The following is a 20409-nucleotide window of genomic DNA, read 5'->3' as shown; positions in this document are numbered from 1 at the left end:
GGCCTGTCACCTCAATGAAGCACACATGATCTGCTGCTGAAAGGAACCGTCTCCATGACGACCAACCATCGGATTCGCCTGAACTCGCGCCCCGTGGGCGCCCCCACTGCGGAGAACTACCTGCTCGATGAGGTGCCCGTGCCCACCCCGGGTGAGGGCCAGGTGCTGCTGCGCACCCTCTACCTCTCGCTCGACCCGTACATGCGCGGGCGCATGTCGGACGCGAAGTCCTATGCCAAGCCCGTCGAGGTCGGCGATGTCATGGTCGGTGCCACCGTGTCCGAAGTGGTCGAATCGAATGCTGATGACTTCGCCGTCGGCGACATCGTCCTCGGCTACGGCGGTTGGCAGGAATACTCGGTGGAGTCGACCGGGCACCTGCGCAGGATCGACCCGGAGCTCGCACCGATCTCCACCCACCTCGGAGTGCTCGGCATGCCCGGATTCACCGCGTATGCGGGACTGCTCGAGATCGGTCAGCCGAAGGAAGGCGAAACCGTGGCCGTGGCCGCTGCGACCGGTCCGGTCGGGTCCGTCGTCGGTCAGATCGCGAAGATCAAGGGAGCGACCGCGGTCGGCATCGCCGGTGGTCCTGACAAGGTTGCTCACCTGGAGGAACTCGGCTTCGACGTGGCGCTCGACCACCGCACTGGCAATCTGCGGCAGGAGCTGAAAGAGGCGGTCCCGCAGGGCATCGACGTCTACTACGAAAACGTCGGCGGGGAGGTCTTCGACGCCGTGCTGCCGCGGCTCAATACGTTCGCGCGCGTGCCCGTGTGCGGACTCGTCGCCAACTACAACCTCACCTCGCTGCCTGAAGGCCCAGACCGTTCGGGCGCGCTCATGGGGAACATCCTGACGAAGTCGCTGCTCGTGCGCGGCTTCATTCAGACCGAGTTCGCCGAGCGCCTGACCCCGCAGTTCCTTGAGGACATGAGCGGCTGGCTCAAGGAGGGCAAGGTCCGTTACCGGGAGGACATCCGTCCCGGTCTCGAGAAGGCTCCCGAGTACTTCAACGACCTGCTCACCGGCGGCAACTTCGGCAAGATGGTTGTGGCAGTGGGTGCGGAGAGCTGAATCGGTCGGCACAAGCCCGACCGGACAGGGAAAGGCGGTGTTGATCGGGATCGGTCGACGCCGCCTTTCTCACGCGAAGTGGGCGAACACCTCGGCGGGGTCGAAGCCGAAGCTCAGCGCCAGGGTGAGTACGATGCGGGCCTTGCGGGCATCGAGGATTCCTGCGGGGATGAGCCCGGTCTCGAGCAGACCGATCTCACCGCCGGGGTAGCCGTAGGTCCGGCGCAGGCTCGCACCCGAGCCGGTGCGTGAGGCGAGCACCACCGGCATCGTCTCCGCCAGGCGGGTCACCGCAGGAACAAGCTCCTCGGGGACATGCCCGCCGCCGGCGCCCGCGATCACGGCACCTGTGAATCCGGAACCGGCGAGGAGATCAAGGGTCTCCGGCGGCTCGCCCAGCCCCACCTCGGCGAGGGCGACCTTGCTCAGCTGAGACGGACGGGGCAGACCCCGGAACGGTGACGTCGGTGACTGGGGTGCATGCGGAAGGTGGAGGTCATCCTCGCTCAGCCAGCCGACCGCCCCGAGGACGGGACCGGAGGAGAACGCCGCCGTCGAGGTGGCGTGTGCCTTCGTGGCGAACCTCGGATCGTGAACTTCATCATTGAACACCAGAGACGAGGGCAGATGGCTGACCTGCGCTGACAATGCTGTGAGTGCGGCGGCACGGACGTTGGCCGGGCCATCGGCTCCGGGCAGGGTCGGGTTGCGCATGGCCCCGGTGACGGCGATGTGGATGCCCGAATCATTGAGCAGCCAGAGTCCGAACGCGGACTCCTCGAGGGTGTCGGTGCCCTGGGTGAGCACGATTCCGTCGGCCGCGGAGGTGCGGGCGAGTTCGACGACGTCGAAGAGCATCTCAAGGGTGACATTGGCACTCGAGACCTGAGCGACCTGCGTGAAATCGGCCTGCAGATTCGGCCAGACCTGGTCGAGCCCGGCGGCCGCGGCGATCTCCGCTCCGCTGAGAGCTGGGGCAACTCCCCCTGTGGCATTGGCGGTCGACGCGATGGTCCCGCCGAGAGCGGCCAAGAGCAGGTGAGGGGCAGCAGGCGATGAGGTCTCAGGCATAATTCGAGTCTAACGTCAGTCCTCACCTCAGAGTCGTCGCCGGTTCCTGAGTCAGTGCCGTTTGCTAATCTCCACGCATGGATCCCGACACAGTGCTCCGACTGGCCCACGAGCAGGCCATGCAGTACCCCTCCGTCGAGATCGACCACCCGTTCGGCCCGGACAACACCGTGTACAAGGTGCGCGGGAAGATGTTCATGATGGCCTTTCAGCTGCGCGGAATCCCGAGCATCAACCTCAAGATCGACCCGCTTGACGGTGAAGTGCTGCGTGACGCCTATGCCGAGATCTCACCGGGCTACCACATGAACAAGAAGCACTGGATCACCGTAGCCGGGGCGGAGGTCGAAGCCGACCGTGACGGGACCGGAGACGGGGATGACGATGACGGAGACGGTGACGGAGACGTGGGAGGGGACCATCTGGATGCCGACCTCCTCCACGACCTCGTCCTCGAGTCCTACTGCCTCGTCGTGTCGAAGATGCCGAAGAAAGACCGACCGGTCGACCCAGTGACCTTCGGCGGGAGAAGCGATGACGGCTGACCGGCCGCCCCTGCGCCGCCATCAGGGAGAGGCTCTGACCGCCCTGCGTGAGGGAACCGCCGCTGATGAGCGTCGGTCGTGGATCGTCCTGCCTCCGGGAGCTGGCAAGACGCGCGTCGGCATCGAGTACGCGACCCATCTGCTCGACCGGAATCTGGTCGAACGCATCGTGGTCTTCGGACCGAACACGGCAATCCAGGGGCAGTGGGCGCGCGAATGGAACCGGTGCGGTGGGGACCTGGGGCCGGCGGGAACCCGTCGAGATCTCAGCCAGGTATTCACCGCCCTCACCTACCAGTCCTTGGCCGTCTTCGACACGGATCGGGAGACGGTCGACAGCGATGACGCACACGATGCGGGCCGGAACGTTGCTTCCGACGACCGTGTGACCGAAACCGGAGAGTCTGCGCAGGCCGGCAGTCTGCTCGACGCTCTCGCACCCGGCGGACGCGAGCTCGTCGACACCCTGGTCGCCGGCGGTCCGACGCTGCTCATCCTCGACGAATGTCATCACCTGCTCGAAGTCTGGGGTCGGCTTCTGGCCGACCTGCTGACTCTGCTGCCCGATGTATGGGTGCTCGGACTGACGGCCACCCCACCGTCGACGATGTCGACCAGACAACGCGAACTCGTGTCCGACCTGTTCTCCGCCGTCCGCTATTCCGCCTCCATCCCGGCACTGGTCAAGGAGGGGGACCTCGTCCCGTTCGCCGACCTCGTCTGGGTGACCGAACCGACCCGGGAGGAAGTCGGCTGGCTGTCGGCACAGGCCGAACGCCACACCGAGTTCATCACCGGCATCCTCGACCCGAACCACGGCACGATCGGACTGCTCGAATGGGTGGACCGTCGCTTCCTCGGCGACCGTGCGGAAGCAGTGAGCTGGCAGACGATGAGCAGACAGCGGCCCGAACTCTGCGATGCCGCGCTGCGCCTCCACCACGCAGGTCTGCTGCGACTGCCGCCCGGAGCCCGCCTCGGTGAACAGCACCGCCGCGACCCCGACGTCGACGATTGGGCACGACTCATCGAAGACTGGATGCGCCACCACCTGCTCGTCTCCGAGGCCGCCTCCGATCACGACCTCGCCGAGGCGATCCGCCGACGGCTGCCCGCAATCGGCTGCCGCTGGACCCGCCACGGAATCGCGGCCGGCCGGTCGCCGATCGACCGCGTCCTCTCCCACTCGGCGTCGAAGCCGCGGGCCTGCGTCGACATCGTCTCCGCCGAGGCCGCCACTCTGGGGGACCACCTGCGGATGCTCGTCCTCTGCGACTTCGAATCCGCCACCGCAACCCTCTCAGCCGATGTCCGCACCGTCCTCGACGAACGATCCGGTTCGGCCCTGCTCGTCCTCGAAACCCTGCTCGCCGACGCCGGAACGGCGCCACTCAACCCGCTGCTCGTCTCCGGACGCACGGTTGCCGGACCCCCGTCCGTCCTCGCCGAGCTGTGGGAGCACATCGCGACCGAGGACGAGGAGCTGGCCGCTCGCCTGCACATCACCGATCCGGAATCCGGGGTCAGCCGCCTCGAGGGGAGTTGGACCAGCCGCGAATGGGTGCCGCACGTGACCGCCTTCTTCGCCTCCGGGACCGCGCAGGTGCTCATCGGCACCCGGGCGCTGCTCGGCGAAGGCTGGGACGCGCCTGCCGTGACCGGACTCATCGACCTCACGAGCGCGACCACTCCGACTGCGGTGACGCAGACCCGTGGTCGGGCGCTGCGGGAAGATCCGAACTGGGCGGACAAGGTGGCGGTGAACTGGACCGTCGTGTGCATCAGCGCAGGTCACCCGCGCGGAGCTCAGGATTGGGGTCGACTCGTGCGCAAACACGACGGTTTCTTCGGCACCGATGCTGACGGTGAGATCGTCGACGGCGTCGCCCATATCGATCCCGCGTTCTCCGCTTTCCAACCGCCCGCGGACGTCGCCGACGCCATCAATGCGCGGATGACCTTGCGGTCCCAATCCCGCGCCGAGGTGGCCCGCCGGTGGAATGTCGGCGCCGACTATCGCGACGAGGAGATCCGATCGGTGCGCATCGTCGCCGCCGATTCCGATCCTGCCGAGATCGACTCCGACCCTGCCGTTGCCGGCTCCGATCGTGCCGAGGTCGCCTCCTCTCGTGGAGGGGGAGACTCCGATTCCAACCGGGCAGGGGGCGCTGCCGACTCCGATGGCATCGTTCCGATGCCGCGTCACCGCGACGGCGACCCCGGCAGGATTCTGCCCTTCACCCTCCGGGCACCGGTCGTCATCGTCTGGGCGACGGTGGGTCTGCTCATGCTCGTGGTCGCCATGCTGAGCACGTCAGCCGCGGCCTGGATCTGCGGTCTCATCGCCGCCGGACTGCTGCTGGGCCTGCCGGTTCTCCTCAGTGTTGCGGGTCGACGGAGGCAGAGTGTCTACGGCACAACTCCGACCGTCGCGCAGATCGCCGGCGCCATTGCCGAGGCGCTGCACACCCTCGGGCTGAGCAGCGCCGGTGCCGACGCTGTGCGGATGACGATCGACGCACACGGGGACCTGCGATGCCACCTCGACGCGGATCCCGCCTCGGCGGAGGCCTTCGCCCTCGCTCTCGACGAAGCGGTGTCACCGATCGGCGACCCCAGATACCTGCTGCCATGCTGGCGACTGCTGACTCGCGCTGACGGACTGCGCGGATGGTGGACGCAGATGCGGTGGGGGATCGGTGCCGCCCAGGAAGCCGATCCGATCTGGGTGGGCGTGCCCACAGTGCTGGGGACGAAGAAGGAACGCGCAGTCGCCTTCGCCCGAGCATGGGACATCTGGATCGGCGGAGGTGACCCCGTCTACACTCGCAATCCCGACGGGGCAGGCATCCTCGCTGCGGTGCGCGGAGGCAACCCATGGCGGCTGACATCCGTGCTGCGGACGCGCTGGCGTTAGGCGACGAACCGGCCGCCGTCGGGCCGGCGAATTGGCGCGGGCCCGCCCCGGCGTTGAGAATAGTCCCTATGTCTGCCCTGTCATCTGCGCTCGCCTATCGGCGACTGCTCGAATCCGATGCCACCTTGCGCATGCTCCGGGCCGACAACCTCGCCGTCATGGCTGGAACCCTCGACGCTCACCTGGGCCGACCCGGCACCCGGATGAACACCGAGGACCTGCACGAGAGCATCGACGCCGACCTCGAGGAACTGCGCGACCACTTCGATCTCTCCCTGCGGACTGCGAAGGCGTACTGCGACGACTGGCGTCGCGCCGAGATCCTCGTCCGCCGGCCCGCCACCGGGGCAAGGGGCGAGACCTATGAACTCTCCGCCGCCGGCTTCGACGCCATCCGCATGCTCGAACAGCTGCGCACCCCACCGCAGACCGCCACCGAGTCCCGACTCGTCAGCCTCGCCCAATCCGTGCGCCAGCTGGCCATCGACACCGACCCCGACAGCTCCCGCAGACTTGCCGCCCTGCGCGCCGAACGCGACCGCATCGACGCCGAGATCGCCCGGGTCCGCCGCGGCGACCCCCGCTCCGTCGTCCTCGACCGCAGGCGAGCGAACGAACGCGTGAGCGACATCCTCCAACAGGCCCAAGGGCTGCCCGCCGACTTCGCCCGTGTGCGCGCCCGCTTCGAAGAGCTCAACCAAGAGCTGCGAATCTCGATCCTCGCCGCCGAGGAGTCCCAGTCCCAGGTCCTCGACGAAGTCTTCCGCGGCGTCGACCTCATCGAATCCTCCGACGAAGGCCGCACCTTCTCGGCGTTCTCCGCCCTCGTCCGCGACCCCGAACAGTCCACGGCCTTCGACGATGACATCGCCGCCATCCTCGACCGTGACTTCTCCGCCACCCTCTCGCTTGTCACCCGCCGGTCCCTGCGCACCCTGATGCGACAGATGAAGGACGGCTCCCACGAGGTCTCGGACATCCTCACCGAATTCGCTCGCGGCCTGCGCCGCTACGTCCACTCCCACGAATTCCAACGCGACCGCGTGATGCGCACCCTCATCCAGGAGGGCCTGGCCGCAGCCGCGCCCGTGTCGCAGGAACTCAAGCCCTACGACGAGATCGGCATCGACCTCGAACTCTCAAGCGTGTCGCTCGGCAGCGTCGGCGAGGTCATCCTCCACGACCCCGAAGAGTTCAACGCCGGCGCGGAACTCGGCGAAGCCACGGACTCCGAGGTCGACTTCGCCGCGCTCATCGCTGTCGCCCGCGAATCCGAGATCGACTTCGCCGAACTCACTGAGAACATCAATTCCGTCGTCACCTCCACCCGCGAGGCCTCCGTCGCCGAGGTGCTCGACCGATTCCCCGCCACCCAGGGACTGGCCAGCGTCGTCGGCCTGCTGTCCCTGGCCAGCACGTACGGGCACGTCGATGACGACAACCGCGAAATCCTCACCTGGACCGGCGTCGACGGCACCTCCCGCACCGCCGCCATCCTCCGCCACTACTTCACCGAAGGCATCACCCTATGAGCCCCACCGACCACGACAACGACACAGCCCCCGCCGAGGTGGAGGCCGCCTCGGCGAGGGATGCGAACGAATCCGCGGACGGTTTCGAGCACAACCCCAGCGCGCTCTGGTCCGGGGACACCGGGACCCTGGGGGAGCGGACCCGGCGGGTGCTGCTCGAACTGCTCAAAGGCCCCTACGTCTCCGGGGTGCAGAGCCCGCAGCTGTGGGCGGCGCTCGTCGCCGACGAAAACCTCGTCCGCTCGCGCCTGCATGATCTGTTCCTCGACCTCGTTCTCGACCGGGTCGACGAATTCGCGTTCACCCGCAAGATCGTCACCGACGAGATCGACGCTCCCGCCGCAGTGCGCAGCGAACGACTGACCTTCCTCGACACGGCGATGCTCCTCGTCCTCCGCCAGCTGCTGCTCGCAGCCCCTGGGGAGAAACGTGTCATCGTCGACCGTGAAGAGGTCTACGAGCGGCTCGCGATCTACCGCACCGGCGACGAATCGACGTTCCAACGCAACCTCAACGGAGCCTGGTCGCGGATGAGCAACCGGCTGCGCGTGCTCCACAAGGCAGGCGAGGACCGGTTCGAGATCTCCCCGATGGTGAAATTCCTCATCGACGAGGACCGGGTGCGCGAACTCATCGCCGTCTACGAACGCATCGCCTCAGGCGAGACGGATGTCCCGGAGGATGGTGCCGTCCCCGAGGACGCCGCCGACACCGATTCCGCCACCGAGGCAGGGGCGGGCGAGGAACCCGACGCCGAGACGGGGGCGGGCGAGGAACCCGACGCCGATGCCGAATCCGACACCGATGCCGAATCCAACACCGACGCCGAGGAGGACGACGCGTGACCGAAGCACTCTTCCCTCTCGACGCGGCCTTCGTCGCCGATCAGGCGCGCGCCCGCGGAGCGAACCGTCCCGACGTCGGCAGCCAGTGGCGGCTGAGCGAGATCCAGATCGCGAACTGGGGGACCTTCGACGCCGACATCCACCGCATCCCCGTCTCCCACAAGGGCCACCTCATCACCGGCCCCTCCGGCTCGGGCAAGTCCTCGCTGCTCGACGGCATCGCCGCGGTGCTCACCCCGGACAAATGGCTGCGCTTCAACGTCGCCGCCCAGACCGCCGGTGCGCGCCTCGATCAGCGCAGCCTCGTCAGCTACGTCCGCGGTGCCTGGACTCGGACCGCCGACACCGAGGAGGACCGCGTCGTCAGCAAATACCTGCGACCGCGGGCCACCTGGAGCGGCATCATCCTCCGCTACGACAACGGCACCGATCGGCCGCTGTCCCTGGCCCGGCTCTTCTTCATCAAGGGCTCGGGCACGAAGACGACCGACCTCTCCGACGCCTGCATCCTTGAGCGCAGCGACCTCGACCTCGCCGAACTCCAGCACTATGCCCGTTCCGGCCTAGAGACCCGCAAGCTCAAAGCCGACCGTCCCGATGCCGTCATCACCTCGAACGGACACCACGGGAAGTTCTACGCACGCATGCGCAAGACCTTCGGCATGGCCGATGAGTCCGCCCTGCAGCTTCTGCACAAGACGCAATCGGCCAAGAGCCTTGACAGCCTCGACCGTCTCTTCCGCGACCACATGCTCGAGACCCCGGTGACCTTCGACCTCGCCGAGACCGCCGTCGCTCAGTTCGGTGACCTCAAGGATGCCCACGACCATGTCGTGCAGCTGCGCCGTCAGCGCGACCACCTGCTTCAGCTGCGCGAAGCCGCGGCACGGTTCGACTCGGCCAATGACGTCGCCGCGAAATCGATCGCGCTCAGCGAAGCCATGCTGCCGTACCAGAAGCGTCGCGAACTCGACATCCTCCGGACCGATCTGTCGGCTCTGACCCGCCAGATCGTCGAACTCGAGGTCACCGCCGACCGCGCGAAACGCGATTTCGATGCCGCCGTCGACGAATACGACCTGGCCAGGCGAGCCGCACTCGAACTCGGCGGCTCCGAGGCCGAGCACCTCCAACAGCGCATCGACACCGCCGAGACCGAACGCCGCGCCATCGCCGAACGCTGGTCCGGACTGGCCCGCCAGCTCGAACAGGCCGGCATCGCACACGCACCGACCACAGCCGCGGAATTCGCCGAACTCCAAGCCCAGATCGCCGCCAGCCTCGACGACGACACCCAAGTCGCCGGGCCCAGCCACGCCGACCATGACCGGTTCTCCCAGGCTCGCGCCCGAGTGCGTGACCTCGAAGGCGAGATCGAATCCCTGCGCCGCTCCGGCTCCACCGTGCCGAACAATCTGCTGGCGATTCGCTCCGAACTCGCCGCCGGCACCGGACTGAGTGAGAAGGCACTGCCTTTCGCAGCCGAACTCATCGAAGTCGACCCCACCGAGGCCCGGTGGACCGGTGCGATCGAACGTGTGCTCCGACCCATGGCGCTGACGGTCCTCGTCCGGTCGGAGAACCTCTCCGCCGTGCGCACCTGGGTCGATTCCCACCGCATCCGCGGGCGTCTCGTCTTCGAGGAGATCCCGCATTCGGTGCCCGGCCCGCGACCAGTCGGCAGTGAGAAGTCCCTGGTCAACAAGGTGCACGTGGCCGACACCGGCTTCGGTGACTGGGTGCGCTCCACCCTGTCCGAACGCTTCGACTTCGCCTGCGTCGACCAGCCGGACGAACTCGACGACCACCCGCGCGCCGTCACCGTGAAGGGCCAGATCAAGACCTCACGCACCCGGTATGAGAAAGACGACCGCCGCCGCATCGACGACCGCAGCCAGTGGGTGCTCGGTGATCGAGAGGCCAAACTCGAAGCGCTTATCGCATCACTCAAGGAAGCACAGTCCGAACTGGCCGCAGCCGAACAGGTCGTCGCCGCCGCCGATGCCGAAACCGCACAGGCCCACAGGCGTCGCGGCATCCTCGCCGGCATCCGCGAACAGTCCTGGCGCGATGTCGACCGCGACAGTGCCGCCGAAAAGGTCGCCACACTGGAACGCCAGCTCGCCGAACTCGAAGACGCCGACGGCGACCTGCAGCAGGCGATCGGTGCCGAACGCGAAGCGAAGACGGTCAAAGACGAGGCCGAGAAGGCGAAGTCCGAGGCCGACTATGCGCTGCGCCGGGCGAACGAGGAGTCAACGGGACTGCGCTCGAACATCACCCGGATCGAGGACGATGTCAACGCCGGTCGCATCGCGGAAGTCGAGGGCCACCTCGGCGAGCAATTGGATGACCGGTTCCGGAAGATCCAACGCGGCATCAGGCGGGAGAACCTCGCCGAGGTGGGGCAGCAGGTTTCGCAGATTCTGCAGGAAGAGAAGGACCGGGCGCAGGCGGTCGCGAGGGACGCCAGCAATGCCGTGACCCGTTTGGCCGCCGAGTTCAAGGCCGCATGGCCCTCGGTATCGTCCCAGCTCACGGCCGAGGTCGATGATCGGCGGGCGTATCTGTCGATGCTCGACGAGATCGAGGCGCATGGTCTGCCCGATCATGAGAATCGGTTCCGTGAGCTGCTGCAGCAGCGTTCCCGCGACCTCATCGGCGAACTTCTCAACGAGATCCATGCGGCTCCGCGCGAGATCGAGGACCGGGTCGCCCCGATCAACTCGTCTCTGCTGCGTTCGCAGTTCGACGAGGATCGGTACCTGCGCCTGAAGGTCAAGACCCGCCGGTCGGAGACCGTCAACGCATTCATCGCCGATCTGCGGCTCGTCGCGTCCGGCAGTTGGGGCGAGGACGATATGGAGACGGCGGAGAAGAAGTACGACACCCTCGCCGAGGTGATGCGCCGATTCGCTTCGAGTGAGCACGTTGACAAGGTGTGGAAGACCCAGTGCTTGGACACGCGCCTGCATGTGTCATTCCTCGCCGAGGAGATCGACGATCACGGGCGGGCGCATGCGACCTATGATTCGGGGGCCGCGATGTCCGGCGGTCAGCAGCAGAAGCTCGTGATCTTCTGCCTGGCCGCAGCGCTGCGCTACCAGTTGGCGGACCCGGACGAGGCGATCTCGAAGTACGGCACGATCATCCTCGACGAGGCCTTCGACAAGGCCGACACCCGGTACACGCGGATGGCGCTCGACATCTTCATCGAGTTCGGCTTCCACATGGTGCTCGCGACTCCGCAGAAGCTGCTGCAGACGATCGAACCGTACGTGGGTGCAGCGACGTCGATCGAGAACCCGAGCCGACAGAAGACCCTGACCTCGACGATGGTGTGGGACGAGACCGATGGGGCCAGCGCTGCGGCTGACGGGGCCGGTGACGCTGCGGGTGCTGGTGACGCTGCCGGGCTCGACGACGTCGAGTCAGGTGAGGCCGAAGCCGAGCGTGAGGCTGACGTCGTCGAATCGGATCGGCCGACGTGGGTTGCCGGGGAGGTCGAGCTCGAATTCGGGGATGAGCCGAGCGCCGAGGCGGACCGAGGACAGGCAGATCGTGGAGCGGCGGAGCAGGCCGGGGAGTCCGACGGCCGATGACCATGCTCTCCGTCGCCGAGGCCCGAGTGAAGGCGCGCAAGCGTCTCACTTCGTCCATGGCCGCGTGGGCGGCGGAGCCCGTGCACGAGGTGCGCGTCGAGATCGCACTCCACCCGCCGACGGAGAAGCAGGTGCTCACGGATCAGTCTGCCGCCGTCGACTGGGCCGGTGACTGGCGGGCCGTCGAGGACAAGGCGGGAGCCGCCTCGGGGCTGGAGATCGACTGGGAAGACCGCAGCTGGGCTCGGGTCGGTCGCCAGCGGGTGCCCATCCGACTGCGCCTGACCACCTCCGATGAGGTGGCCGCCTTCGTCGGCGGGGACACCGCACGTGACTGGCGGAAGCTGCGCGATCGGGCCCGCCAGATCCGCGATCGGCTCGGGCCCGTGGCGAGCGAATCGGCATCGACCGGCGACGTCGACGCGAACGGTTGCGACGGCGACTCTCTTGCTGCGGCGGTGCGATCCCAGGCGAAGCGGATCCTCTCCCTGACAGACGATGCTTTCGTTGTCGTCATCGCCGTCGTCGACTGGTTGCGCACGCACCCGGTCGGTTCGATGCGGCCACGGCAGCTGCCGATCCGCGGAGTCGACTCGAAATGGTTCGAAACTCACCGCAGTCTCGTCACCGCGCTTCTCGGCGGAATCGGGCACGCCGATGCCGTGAGTGTCCTCGACGCGGAACCCCGACTGCGCCTGCGCATCCTCGACCCGGCACTGATCTCCACGGCGAATTCCCGAACAGCTGGGGCTCCTGCTTTAAAAAGCGTTCCCGTCCTCGACGACATCACCGCACCGATCTCTCAGCTCAGCAGCCTGCCCCTGGCGCCGAGGATCGTCTTCGTCTTCGAAAACCTCGAATCCGTTCTCGCCATGCCTTCGTGGACCGGAGCTGTCGCCGTGCACGGATCCGGATACGCCGTCGACGGGGTGGCACGCCTGCAGTGGGTTCGGGATGCCCTCGTGATCTATTGGGGCGACCTCGACTCGCATGGTTTCGCGATCCTCAACCGACTGCGCAGTCACCTGCCGGAAGTCGAATCCGTGCTCATGGACGAAGCGACGCTGCTCGAGCACCGCGACCTCTGGGTCGACGAACCGAAACCGAGCACCGGTGCCTTCGCGCACCTCGCGGGCACTGAAATGCGCGCTCTCGACCGGATCCGCGCTGAAGGAAACGTCCGTCTCGAACAGGAGCGCATCCCCTGGGATGCGGCACTGAACCGGTTGCGCACCGCGGTCGGTGAAGCCACGGAGACCCGCCTCGGTGAAGGATCCGGCGCCGGGACTGCACGTTCCACGGAAGGACAGAGCCGCCTCGGCGAGGGGAACGATGACGACCGATAAACCGCGCGGAGGATTGGTCGCCCTGTGCGTCGCCGAACTCGTCTGCTGGGGATTGCTCTACTACTCGCTGCCGGTGGCTGTCACCCCGATCTCGGCGGACATGGGGTGGAGCCATACGACGGTGACGGCGGCGCTGACGGTCGGACTCATCGTCTCCGCGCTCATGGGGCCGAGCGTCGGGCGGATGCTCGACGTCCGCGGACCGAAGCTGATCATGGGCGCGGGCACAGCCATCGGGGTGGTCGCTCTTGGGTTGGTCGCGGTCGCCCCGAACCTCGTCGTGTTCTTCCTGGCATGGATCCTCGCCGGATTCGCTCAGGCCGCGACCCTCTACCCGCCGGCATTCGCCGTCGTCACCCGCTGGTACGGGGCCGAGCGGACGAAGCCGCTGACGACGATCACACTCGTCGGCGGGCTCGCCTCGACGGTGTTCGCCCCGATCATCGCCGGGCTCATCGACGAAGTCGGGTGGCGGGGGACCTACGGGGTGCTCGCCGGCCTGCTCGCGGTCCTGGCGCTGCCGATGCACCTGTTCTTCCTCAACCGGACATGGACCGACGAGGCGGCCGCGTCCACGGTGAAGCCGAGCCGGGCCGAGCTGCGCACAGTCACCCGCGACCCGCGCTTCATCACCTTGCAGATCGCGGTTGCGATCGCCACATTCACTCTCTTCGCGGTGACGATCAACATCATCCCGCTCATTATCGAACGCGGTGCCGCCTACAGTCTGGCCGCGGTCGCGCTCGGACTCGTCGGCTTCGGTCAGGTGGCCGGACGGTTCGGATATCCGTGGTTGGAACGGCACACCACGGCTCGGGCGCGCACCGTCATCCTCTTCGGCTCAGGAGCCGTCGGGCTGTGGCTGCTCGCGTTCGTGCCGGGCCCGATCTGGCTGCTCATCGGCATCGCCATGATCACCGGCGGCGTCCGTGGATGCATGACATTGTTCCAGGCCACGGCTGTCTCCGACCGGTGGGGGACGAAGAACTTCGGTGCGATCAACGGGGTCTTCGTCGCCCCGGTCACCGCCGGCACCGCCCTGGCACCAGTCGCCGGGCCCGCCCTGGCCGGGGTGCTCGGCGGATACCCGATGATGGCGGTGGCCATGGCCGGGCTGCTCAGCCTGGCGACCGTGCTGTCCGCGCGGACGTGAGGGAGCACAGGTATCGCGCCGCCTCGACGTGGGAGTCTGCACATTCGCGCATTCCCTCAGAGCCGCCTCGGCGAGGAAATCTCTGTCACAGAGGGTGAGGAATCGGACAGCCGCAGCGGGAGAGACCGGGGCTAGACTGAAAGCGCGGTCAAGGCCCCACCTGTGGGGCAGCCCTGCCGGGGTTCGCGACAGCGCCCCGGCGCCATGTTTCAACGGAAGGAACTCAATGCCCACCGTCGCCAGAAACATCGTCGATACCCTCGTAGCCAGCGGAGTCAAGCGCGTCTACGGCATCCCGGGTGACTCGCTCAACGGTTTCACCGATGCGCTGCGCGTCAACCCGCAGCTCGAATGGGTTCACGTCCGCCACGAGGAAGCCGCCTCCTTCGCCGCCAGCGGCGAGGCCGCCCTGACCGGTGAGCTCGCGGTCTGCGCGGGCAGCTGCGGACCCGGCAACCTCCACCTCATCAACGGGCTCTTCGATGCCCAGCGTTCGCGGGTTCCCGTGCTGGCCATCGCCGCACAGATCCCCAGCGACGAGATCGGCTCGAACTACTTCCAGGAGACCCATCCGACCGAGTTGTTCCGCGATTGCAGCGTCTACGTCGAGAACGTCTCCTCGGCCGAGCAGATGCCCCGCCTGCTGCGCATCGCCATGCGCGAAGCCATCGAGAAGCGCGGCGTGGCCGTCCTCGTCATTCCCGGCGACGTCGGCCTGGCCGACATCGATGCCGCCGCCGAGGAGGTCAGGTCCTACCCGTCGCACACGATTCCCGCCGCTTCCCAGATCGAAGCTGCTGCCAAGGCCCTCAACAAGGGCAAGAAGACGACGATCCTCGCCGGTGCCGGCACCGAAGGTGCGCACGACGAGCTGCTCGCCATCGCCGAGAAGCTTCAGGCTCCGATCGTCCATTCGCTGCGCGGCAAGGAGTTCGTCGAATACGACAACCCCTATGACGTGGGTATGACCGGTCTGCTCGGGTTCTCCTCCGGCTACGCGGCGCTGAAGGACTGCGATTCCCTGCTCATGCTCGGCACAGACCTTCCCTACCAGCAGTTCTACCCAGAAGACGCGACCGTCATCCAGGTCGATGTGCGCGGCTCCCAGATCGGGCGACGCACGAAGGTCGACATTCCGCTGGTCGGAACGGTCGCCGACACCATCGAGGCGCTGCTGCCGCACATCAAACCCAACCGCAGCAGCACGCATCTCAAGGCGCTGACCAAGCACTATCAGAAGACCCGCAAGGACCTCGACGAGCTTGCCACACCGTCGAAGCGGACGATCCACCCGCAGTACCTCACCCGGCTCATCGACGAGATGGCCGATGACGATGCGGTCTTCGTCCCCGACGTCGGCTCACCGGTGGTGTGGGCAGCCCGCTACCTGACGATGAACGGCAAGCGCCGCCTCATCGGCTCCTTCAGCCACGGGTCCATGGCCAATGCCCTGTCCCAGAGCGTCGGCGTGCAGGCGGCGTACGAGGACCGGCAGACCATCGCGCTCGCCGGCGACGGCGGACTGACCATGCTGCTGGGCGAGCTCATCACGCTCACCCAGAACAAGCTGCCGGTGAAGACGGTCGTGTACAACAACTCCTCGCTCAACTTCGTCGAACTCGAGATGAAGGCCGCCGGCTTCGTCACCTTCGGCACGGAGCTCGAGAATCCGAACTTCTCCACCATCGCCGAGGCGGTCGGAATCAAGGGCTTCCGCGTCGAGAAGTCCAAGGAGCTGCCGAAGGTCGTCAAGGAGTTCCTGGCCTACGACGGGCCCGCGGTTCTCGACGTCGTCACCGAACGCCAGGAGCTGTCGATGCCGCCGTCGATCACCGTCGAGCAGGCGAAGGGCTTCGCGCTCTACGCCATCCGCACGGTCCTCTCGGGCAAGGGCGACGAACTCATCGACCTCGCCAGGACGAACCTCCGCCAGCTGTTCTGAGGCTGGTTCCCAGGTCGGGAGCGCATCAGGATCCAAATAATGGTCGCTATCGGACATTTCCCCTCTGCTGTGAGTCGCAGCGGTAAATGGCATGGTTTTCACAGCGTTTAGTGACCGATGAGGAGAGCCTGCCGAGCTGCCTCGACAACCTCGGGCGTCAACTCGTTGAGGTCGTTCACGGTCTGCACGCGCTCGATCTGGGTGAGTAAACGGTCGACGAGGCGGAAGTTGCCTGCGGTGATCCGGACGATAGTCGCGATCGCGGTTGCGTGGGCGACGCCACCATCGGTTGCCTCGCCCTCAGCTGGAAGTCGTCTGGCCAGGACTGCGGTGAGTTCGTCCGCGCTCAACTGGCGGTACTCGTGAGCGAAGCCGATACGGCTGTAGAGCTGCGGGTAGCGGGCGAGGCGTTTCTCGATGCCCGGCATACCAATGAGGATGACGCCCATATGGTGATGGTCGAAGTAGTCACGGACTTGCTCAAAGCCGGTGGCCTTAAGACGGTCGGCTTCGTCAATGATGAGCAGCTCGGTGCGTCCGCTGGAACGGGACTCGGTATGGACGTAGGGGTCGACGATGCCGTGCTCGGCGAAATCGACGGCGTAGGAGATGCGTTGACATGCTCGGGGCAGGCCCTGGTCTATTTGTTTCGGGGTGGCCACGACCGTGGGAGTGAAAAACGCAGTGCGGGCCTCGAGAACACGTTCCGGCACAGGGCCGAGGGTGTCGGAGAAAAAGGATTCCCATTGTTCCCAGTCATCGACTCCGGAATAGTGCCGGGCGGAGAGTGTCTTGCCGACCCCGGTGGCCCCCAGCACAGGCCAATATAGCGATGAGTGCGCACCGCGTCAGCGAACTCTGCGAAGCGGCGATGCTCATGAGTCGTCTGGAACGGTGGCAAATCGGGCCGTGGCGGGGCGCTGGAATTGATCTCCCCGAAATCGCCGAAAAGAAATCGGCTTCCATCATCGTCCTTGCTGAGGAGACTGTGTTTCGGGTCAGTCGGTGGCATAGAGACGCAATCCGTGTCGTGGTGGGACTTCGTCGACGCCGACCGGTTCCGCTTCGGTTGGTTCAGGCGGGACATAACGGTTGTCAATCGGCAGCGCGTCGGCGAGGCTGCGGCGGTGGCGCAGCTGTCGCTTGAGGTCACGGCGACGTTGTGACCGGGCAACCTGCAGCTCTCGTAGCGAGACCGACTCGGCGGCGAGCTCGGGAGCGATCGCGCGGCAAAGGTAATCATCATTGAAATAGACGCGGATCTCGCCGACATCGCGCGGGTCGAACCGGAGAGTTACCTGTTCACCGACGTAGGCGGCCAGTACCGGGGACACATACCGGGTGGAGGAGAACTGAATCCCGTCGCGTTGGACCTTCCTTGTAGTCGCCGCAGTCAGCAGAAGTAGGTCCAAATCCTCCGGCCGTACTGGGGCTCGCGGGATGAAGCCGGAAGCTGCCCAGCGGTGGACGGGGGCTTGGTGGGTTTCGGAGTGAGGGCGCTGGTTGTATTCGGTGACAATGAATCTTTCCAGGATCGCGTCGAGTTGCTCAAGACTGAGCGCCGGGTCCGTGAGAGGTTCTCCGTTCGTTCCGTGCGGGATATACCCGGGTAGGTGCGGCAAGAGCTCGGTGGTGATGGAACCATAGAACCGCTCGATCTTCCCTCGCCCCTGCGGAGCGCCGATCCGTGAGTGGATGAGCTGTATCTGCGTGTCCAGGCAAACCCGTTCGAGGCGGACGGAGGTGAAGTCCGAGCCGTGATCGGAATAGAGCACACTTGGCAGGCCGCAGACCGGCCAGGCAGGATTCGTCTTCTGATTGACCGCTTGGTGTAGTGCCAGCGCAGCCTGTTCGGCTGATGGGGCACCCAGGAAAAGGGTGTAGCCGGCGACTGCGCGGGAGTAGTCATCCAGCACCACCGTCAACCACGGCCGAACCGGCACGCCAGCCTGGTCGAGTACTGCAACGTCTAAGAGCGTGTGGTCGGCTTGCCACTGTTCGTTCGGGGTCAATGTGGTGCGGCGGAAAACCAATTCGAACTGGTCCCGGTAGGCGGCATCGCCGTGCTGGGCGAGTGTGCGCAGGCCCGGGTCGATGGCACCAATGATCCCCCGGACGCTGGAGTAGCTCGGGACGGGCAATCCCCGATCGGCAGCTATGCCGCTGACTCGGCGATGAACAAACGCGACTGTGGGCTCGGGGCGGCGAAGCGCCAGAGCTTCGATCATCTCCACAATCTCGGGCAGTATTCGCCTCGTGCCGTAGTCAGCTCGCCGGAGGCGTTGCAGGCCATTGGACGTCGGGAAAGCACCATACTTCGCGGCCCAGCGTGACAACGTTCGCACTGGCACTCCTGATTCGGCCGCGATCCGTGTCCAAGGGACACCGTCATCGTGCTGGCGCAGCACAGCGAGCCTCACCTCTGGGGCCCTCTGCGCCATGACGATCACCAGTCCAGGATCAGGTCTCGGGACCGGGATCGGCGGCAGTCTCCGGCGCGACTGTCACCGCTTCGGGAGGACGCGGTGGCAGGTGCCGATACAGGCTGGTACGGGTAATCCCGGTTTTGGCCACGATCTCGGCGATAGTGTGTCCGGTCGTGCGCAGGTGCTCGGCGTAGGCCAGTTTGTCCGGATCCACCACTGATGGCCGTCCGATGCGTCGGCCCTTCGCGGTCGCTACCGCTCGAGCGTGGGCGGCACGCTCCAGGGTGTATGTGCGTTCCATCTGTCCGAACAACGCCAGTAGCACGACCGATAGCTGCGCCATCGGATCATCCGGGTTCGACGAGTCCACTCTGATCGGGTCGGCGAGGTTGCGCACACCGATGTTGCGTTCGGAGAGGTCATGAATCAGGTTCAGAGTATCGCGCACCGTTCGCCCAAGCCGATCGAGAGTGTGGACGACGATGACGTCACCGTCGCGGGCATATTCCATGACTGCACGCAGCCCGGGGCGGTCGACCGTGGACCCGGACTTTTTGTCCACATAGATCCGTTCGGCCGCGATTCCGGTCTGGGTCAGAGCATCGATCTGTCGATCCAAGTCTTGTTTGACCGTCGAAACCCGCGCGTACCCCAATTCCATGCGCCCAGCGTACCAATCTTCGTGTCTGTACGGAATGTATGGGACGTTGTTCTGGGCCTTACTTATGGGATGGAAAATCAGGTTCTGGCCCGATCGATGAGGTTGCTCGTCTTCGGTGTCCCACTACCAAGGAACTGGGACGACCGGAAAGTGGGCAAGGATTGACGGTGGTTCAGCCACCACTGTATAGTTCACTAAGTGCTGACTATTACTTCTCGCTTAGACGTGATGAACCGGTTGGGCCGGGCGATGGCCGACCCAACCAGGTCACGACTTATCCTGACGCTGCTAGATCGACCGGCCTACCCGGCAGAATTAGCCAGCGATCTGGAGCTGACCCGCTCGAACGTATCCAACCATTTGGCATGCTTGCGCGACTGCGGCATCGTGGTCGCCGAGCCCGAGGGGCGCAAGACGCGCTATAAGATCGCCGATCCGCACCTGGCGCGGGCGCTCACCGCACTGGTCGACGTCACTCTCGCGGTGGACGAGAACGCCCCGTGCATTGATCCCGCCTGCTCGGTTCCCGGATGCGGTATAGCAAAGGTGGGCACGTGATCCTGACCTCGGCCCTACAGGCGATCGGCCTGTTCATCGCCACGAATATTGACGACATCATCGTGCTCTCCCTGTTCTTCGCCCGCGGCGCCGGGCAGCGCGGAACCACCGCACGAATTCTTGCCGGCCAGTACCTGGGGTTCGTGGGCATCCTGGGTGCGGCCGTGCTCGTCTCCTTGGGGGCCGGAGTATTCCTGCCTCCAGCGGTCATCCCGTACTTCGGCCTCATCCCCCTGGGGCTGGGGCTGTGGGCTGCCTGGCAGGCCTGGTGCGGAGGCGATGACGATGACGCCGAGATCGAAGGCAAGAACGTCGCAGTCTGGACTGTGGCCGGGGTCACGTTCGCCAACGGCGGAGACAACATCGGCGTCTACGTCCCGGTCTTCCTCAACGTGGGCCCGGCCGGGGTGGTGGCCTACTGCATCGTGTTCCTCGCGCTGGTCGCGGTGCTGGTAATGCTGGCCAAGTTCGTCGCTACCCGCCCACCGATCGCCGAAGTCCTTGAACGCTGGGAACACATCCTGTTCCCCATTGTCCTCATCGGCCTCGGTATCTTCATCCTGATCAGCGGCGGAGCATTCGGACTCTGAGGGCCCCGTCACCCGCTCACACGGATGTAACTGGTTCGCCACTAAAGCGCAAACGACGTAGCCGACAATTACCGACGCGAGAACCACGCCACTTACCGCTGCGACTCACAGGACGGGCGGATCGCGCCGCCCGTCCCTGTGCCG

Annotated in this window: 15 protein-coding genes; 11 read left to right on the top strand and 4 right to left on the bottom strand. The window is 66.0% G+C overall.

Annotation, left to right across the window (positions count from 1 at the left end; translation table 11 throughout):
- Nucleotides 1–54: 54 nt before the first annotated feature.
- Nucleotides 55–1077 carry an NADP-dependent oxidoreductase gene (locus L1F31_RS16725; RefSeq protein ID WP_265418349.1) on the top strand — a complete coding sequence of 341 codons (1023 nt, stop codon included), beginning with the start codon at nucleotides 55–57 and terminating at the stop codon, nucleotides 1075–1077.
- 69 nt (nucleotides 1078–1146) lie between these two features.
- Here the strand turns inward: L1F31_RS16725 and L1F31_RS16720 are convergent, their stop codons facing one another.
- Entirely contained in the window at nucleotides 1147–2148 is a 1002-nt protein-coding gene (locus L1F31_RS16720; RefSeq protein ID WP_265418348.1) for an asparaginase domain-containing protein, read from the bottom strand.
- Nucleotides 2149–2225: 77 nt separating this feature from the next.
- On the opposite strand from L1F31_RS16720, the gene L1F31_RS16715 reads away from it, so the two are divergent.
- The 8 genes from L1F31_RS16715 (at nucleotide 2226) to poxB (ending at nucleotide 16030) form a co-directional block, all read left to right on the top strand.
- The gene (locus L1F31_RS16715) at nucleotides 2226–2693 is read left to right on the top strand and encodes an MmcQ/YjbR family DNA-binding protein (RefSeq protein WP_265418347.1); all 468 of its coding nucleotides are present in this window, start codon (nucleotides 2226–2228) and stop codon (nucleotides 2691–2693) included.
- Nucleotides 2683–5610, top strand: a complete 2928-nt coding sequence (locus L1F31_RS16710) for a DEAD/DEAH box helicase family protein (protein ID WP_265418346.1) — start codon at nucleotides 2683–2685, stop codon at nucleotides 5608–5610. The genes L1F31_RS16715 and L1F31_RS16710 overlap by 11 nt, the downstream gene beginning before the upstream one ends.
- 68 nt (nucleotides 5611–5678) lie before the next feature.
- Entirely contained in the window at nucleotides 5679–7142 is a 1464-nt protein-coding gene (locus L1F31_RS16705; protein ID WP_265418345.1) for a DUF3375 domain-containing protein, read from the top strand.
- The gene (locus L1F31_RS16700; RefSeq protein ID WP_265418344.1) at nucleotides 7139–7987 is read left to right on the top strand and encodes a DUF4194 domain-containing protein; all 849 of its coding nucleotides are present in this window, start codon (nucleotides 7139–7141) and stop codon (nucleotides 7985–7987) included. Before L1F31_RS16705 ends, L1F31_RS16700 begins: the two co-directional genes overlap by 4 nt.
- Nucleotides 7984–11589 carry an ATP-binding protein gene (locus L1F31_RS16695; protein ID WP_265418343.1) on the top strand — a complete coding sequence of 1202 codons (3606 nt, stop codon included), beginning with the start codon at nucleotides 7984–7986 and terminating at the stop codon, nucleotides 11587–11589. Before L1F31_RS16700 ends, L1F31_RS16695 begins: the two co-directional genes overlap by 4 nt.
- Complete coding sequence (locus tag L1F31_RS16690) at nucleotides 11586–12935, top strand: Wadjet anti-phage system protein JetD domain-containing protein (RefSeq protein WP_265418342.1); 1350 nt, start codon at nucleotides 11586–11588, stop codon at nucleotides 12933–12935. Before L1F31_RS16695 ends, L1F31_RS16690 begins: the two co-directional genes overlap by 4 nt.
- Nucleotides 12922–14088, top strand: coding sequence for an MFS transporter (locus L1F31_RS16685; RefSeq protein ID WP_265418341.1), 1167 nt, complete (start codon nucleotides 12922–12924; stop codon nucleotides 14086–14088). The genes L1F31_RS16690 and L1F31_RS16685 overlap by 14 nt, the downstream gene beginning before the upstream one ends.
- A 226-nt stretch (nucleotides 14089–14314) precedes the next feature.
- Nucleotides 14315–16030, top strand: coding sequence for a ubiquinone-dependent pyruvate dehydrogenase (gene poxB, locus L1F31_RS16680; RefSeq protein WP_265418340.1), 1716 nt, complete (start codon nucleotides 14315–14317; stop codon nucleotides 16028–16030).
- 107 nt (nucleotides 16031–16137) lie between these two features.
- On the opposite strand, the gene L1F31_RS16675 is transcribed toward poxB, so the two are convergent.
- The 3 genes from L1F31_RS16675 to L1F31_RS16665 all read right to left on the bottom strand — a co-directional run bounded on the left by L1F31_RS16675 (nucleotide 16138) and on the right by L1F31_RS16665 (nucleotide 19117).
- Entirely contained in the window at nucleotides 16138–16848 is a 711-nt protein-coding gene (locus tag L1F31_RS16675; RefSeq protein WP_265418335.1) for an AAA family ATPase, read from the bottom strand.
- A gap of 180 nt (nucleotides 16849–17028) precedes the next feature.
- A complete protein-coding gene (locus L1F31_RS16670; protein WP_265420459.1) occupies nucleotides 17029–18471 on the bottom strand; it encodes a Mu transposase C-terminal domain-containing protein in 1443 nt (480 codons plus the stop codon).
- Between the two features lie 19 nt (nucleotides 18472–18490).
- Nucleotides 18491–19117, bottom strand: a complete 627-nt coding sequence (locus L1F31_RS16665; protein ID WP_009883804.1) for a recombinase family protein — start codon at nucleotides 19115–19117, stop codon at nucleotides 18491–18493.
- Between the two features lie 198 nt (nucleotides 19118–19315).
- Here L1F31_RS16665 and cmtR point away from each other — a divergent pair, with 198 nt between their 5' ends.
- Nucleotides 19316–19675, top strand: coding sequence for a Cd(II)/Pb(II)-sensing metalloregulatory transcriptional regulator CmtR (gene cmtR / locus L1F31_RS16660; protein WP_062862470.1), 360 nt, complete (start codon nucleotides 19316–19318; stop codon nucleotides 19673–19675).
- Complete coding sequence (locus tag L1F31_RS16655) at nucleotides 19672–20265, top strand: cadmium resistance transporter (RefSeq protein ID WP_062862469.1); 594 nt, start codon at nucleotides 19672–19674, stop codon at nucleotides 20263–20265. The genes cmtR and L1F31_RS16655 overlap by 4 nt, the downstream gene beginning before the upstream one ends.
- Nucleotides 20266–20409: the final 144 nt, after the last annotated feature.

Origin of the sequence: Brevibacterium spongiae (assembly GCF_026168515.1) — a bacterium.
Taxonomy (GTDB): Bacteria; Actinomycetota; Actinomycetes; order Actinomycetales; family Brevibacteriaceae; genus Brevibacterium; species Brevibacterium spongiae.
The sequence above is the reverse complement of the archived record's forward strand: the minus strand, read 5'-3'. Positions and strand labels throughout refer to the sequence as shown.

Excerpts from the sequence above, each read along its gene's own strand:
- L1F31_RS16720 (WP_265418348.1), bottom strand. The coding sequence starts at position 2,148 with ATGCCTGAGACCTCATCGCCTGCTGCCCCTCACCTGCTCTTGGCCGCT.
- L1F31_RS16685 (WP_265418341.1), top strand. The coding sequence starts at position 12,922 with ATGACGACCGATAAACCGCGCGGAGGATTGGTCGCCCTGTGCGTCGCC.
- poxB (WP_265418340.1), top strand. The coding sequence starts at position 14,315 with ATGCCCACCGTCGCCAGAAACATCGTCGATACCCTCGTAGCCAGCGGA.
- L1F31_RS16725 (WP_265418349.1), top strand. The coding sequence starts at position 55 with ATGACGACCAACCATCGGATTCGCCTGAACTCGCGCCCCGTGGGCGCC.
- L1F31_RS16700 (WP_265418344.1), top strand. The coding sequence starts at position 7,139 with ATGAGCCCCACCGACCACGACAACGACACAGCCCCCGCCGAGGTGGAG.
- L1F31_RS16710 (WP_265418346.1), top strand. The coding sequence starts at position 2,683 with ATGACGGCTGACCGGCCGCCCCTGCGCCGCCATCAGGGAGAGGCTCTG.
- L1F31_RS16715 (WP_265418347.1), top strand. The coding sequence starts at position 2,226 with ATGGATCCCGACACAGTGCTCCGACTGGCCCACGAGCAGGCCATGCAG.
- L1F31_RS16705 (WP_265418345.1), top strand. The coding sequence starts at position 5,679 with ATGTCTGCCCTGTCATCTGCGCTCGCCTATCGGCGACTGCTCGAATCC.
- L1F31_RS16690 (WP_265418342.1), top strand. The coding sequence starts at position 11,586 with ATGACCATGCTCTCCGTCGCCGAGGCCCGAGTGAAGGCGCGCAAGCGT.
- L1F31_RS16670 (WP_265420459.1), bottom strand. The coding sequence starts at position 18,471 with ATGGCGCAGAGGGCCCCAGAGGTGAGGCTCGCTGTGCTGCGCCAGCAC.
- L1F31_RS16665 (WP_009883804.1), bottom strand. The coding sequence starts at position 19,117 with ATGGAATTGGGGTACGCGCGGGTTTCGACGGTCAAACAAGACTTGGAT.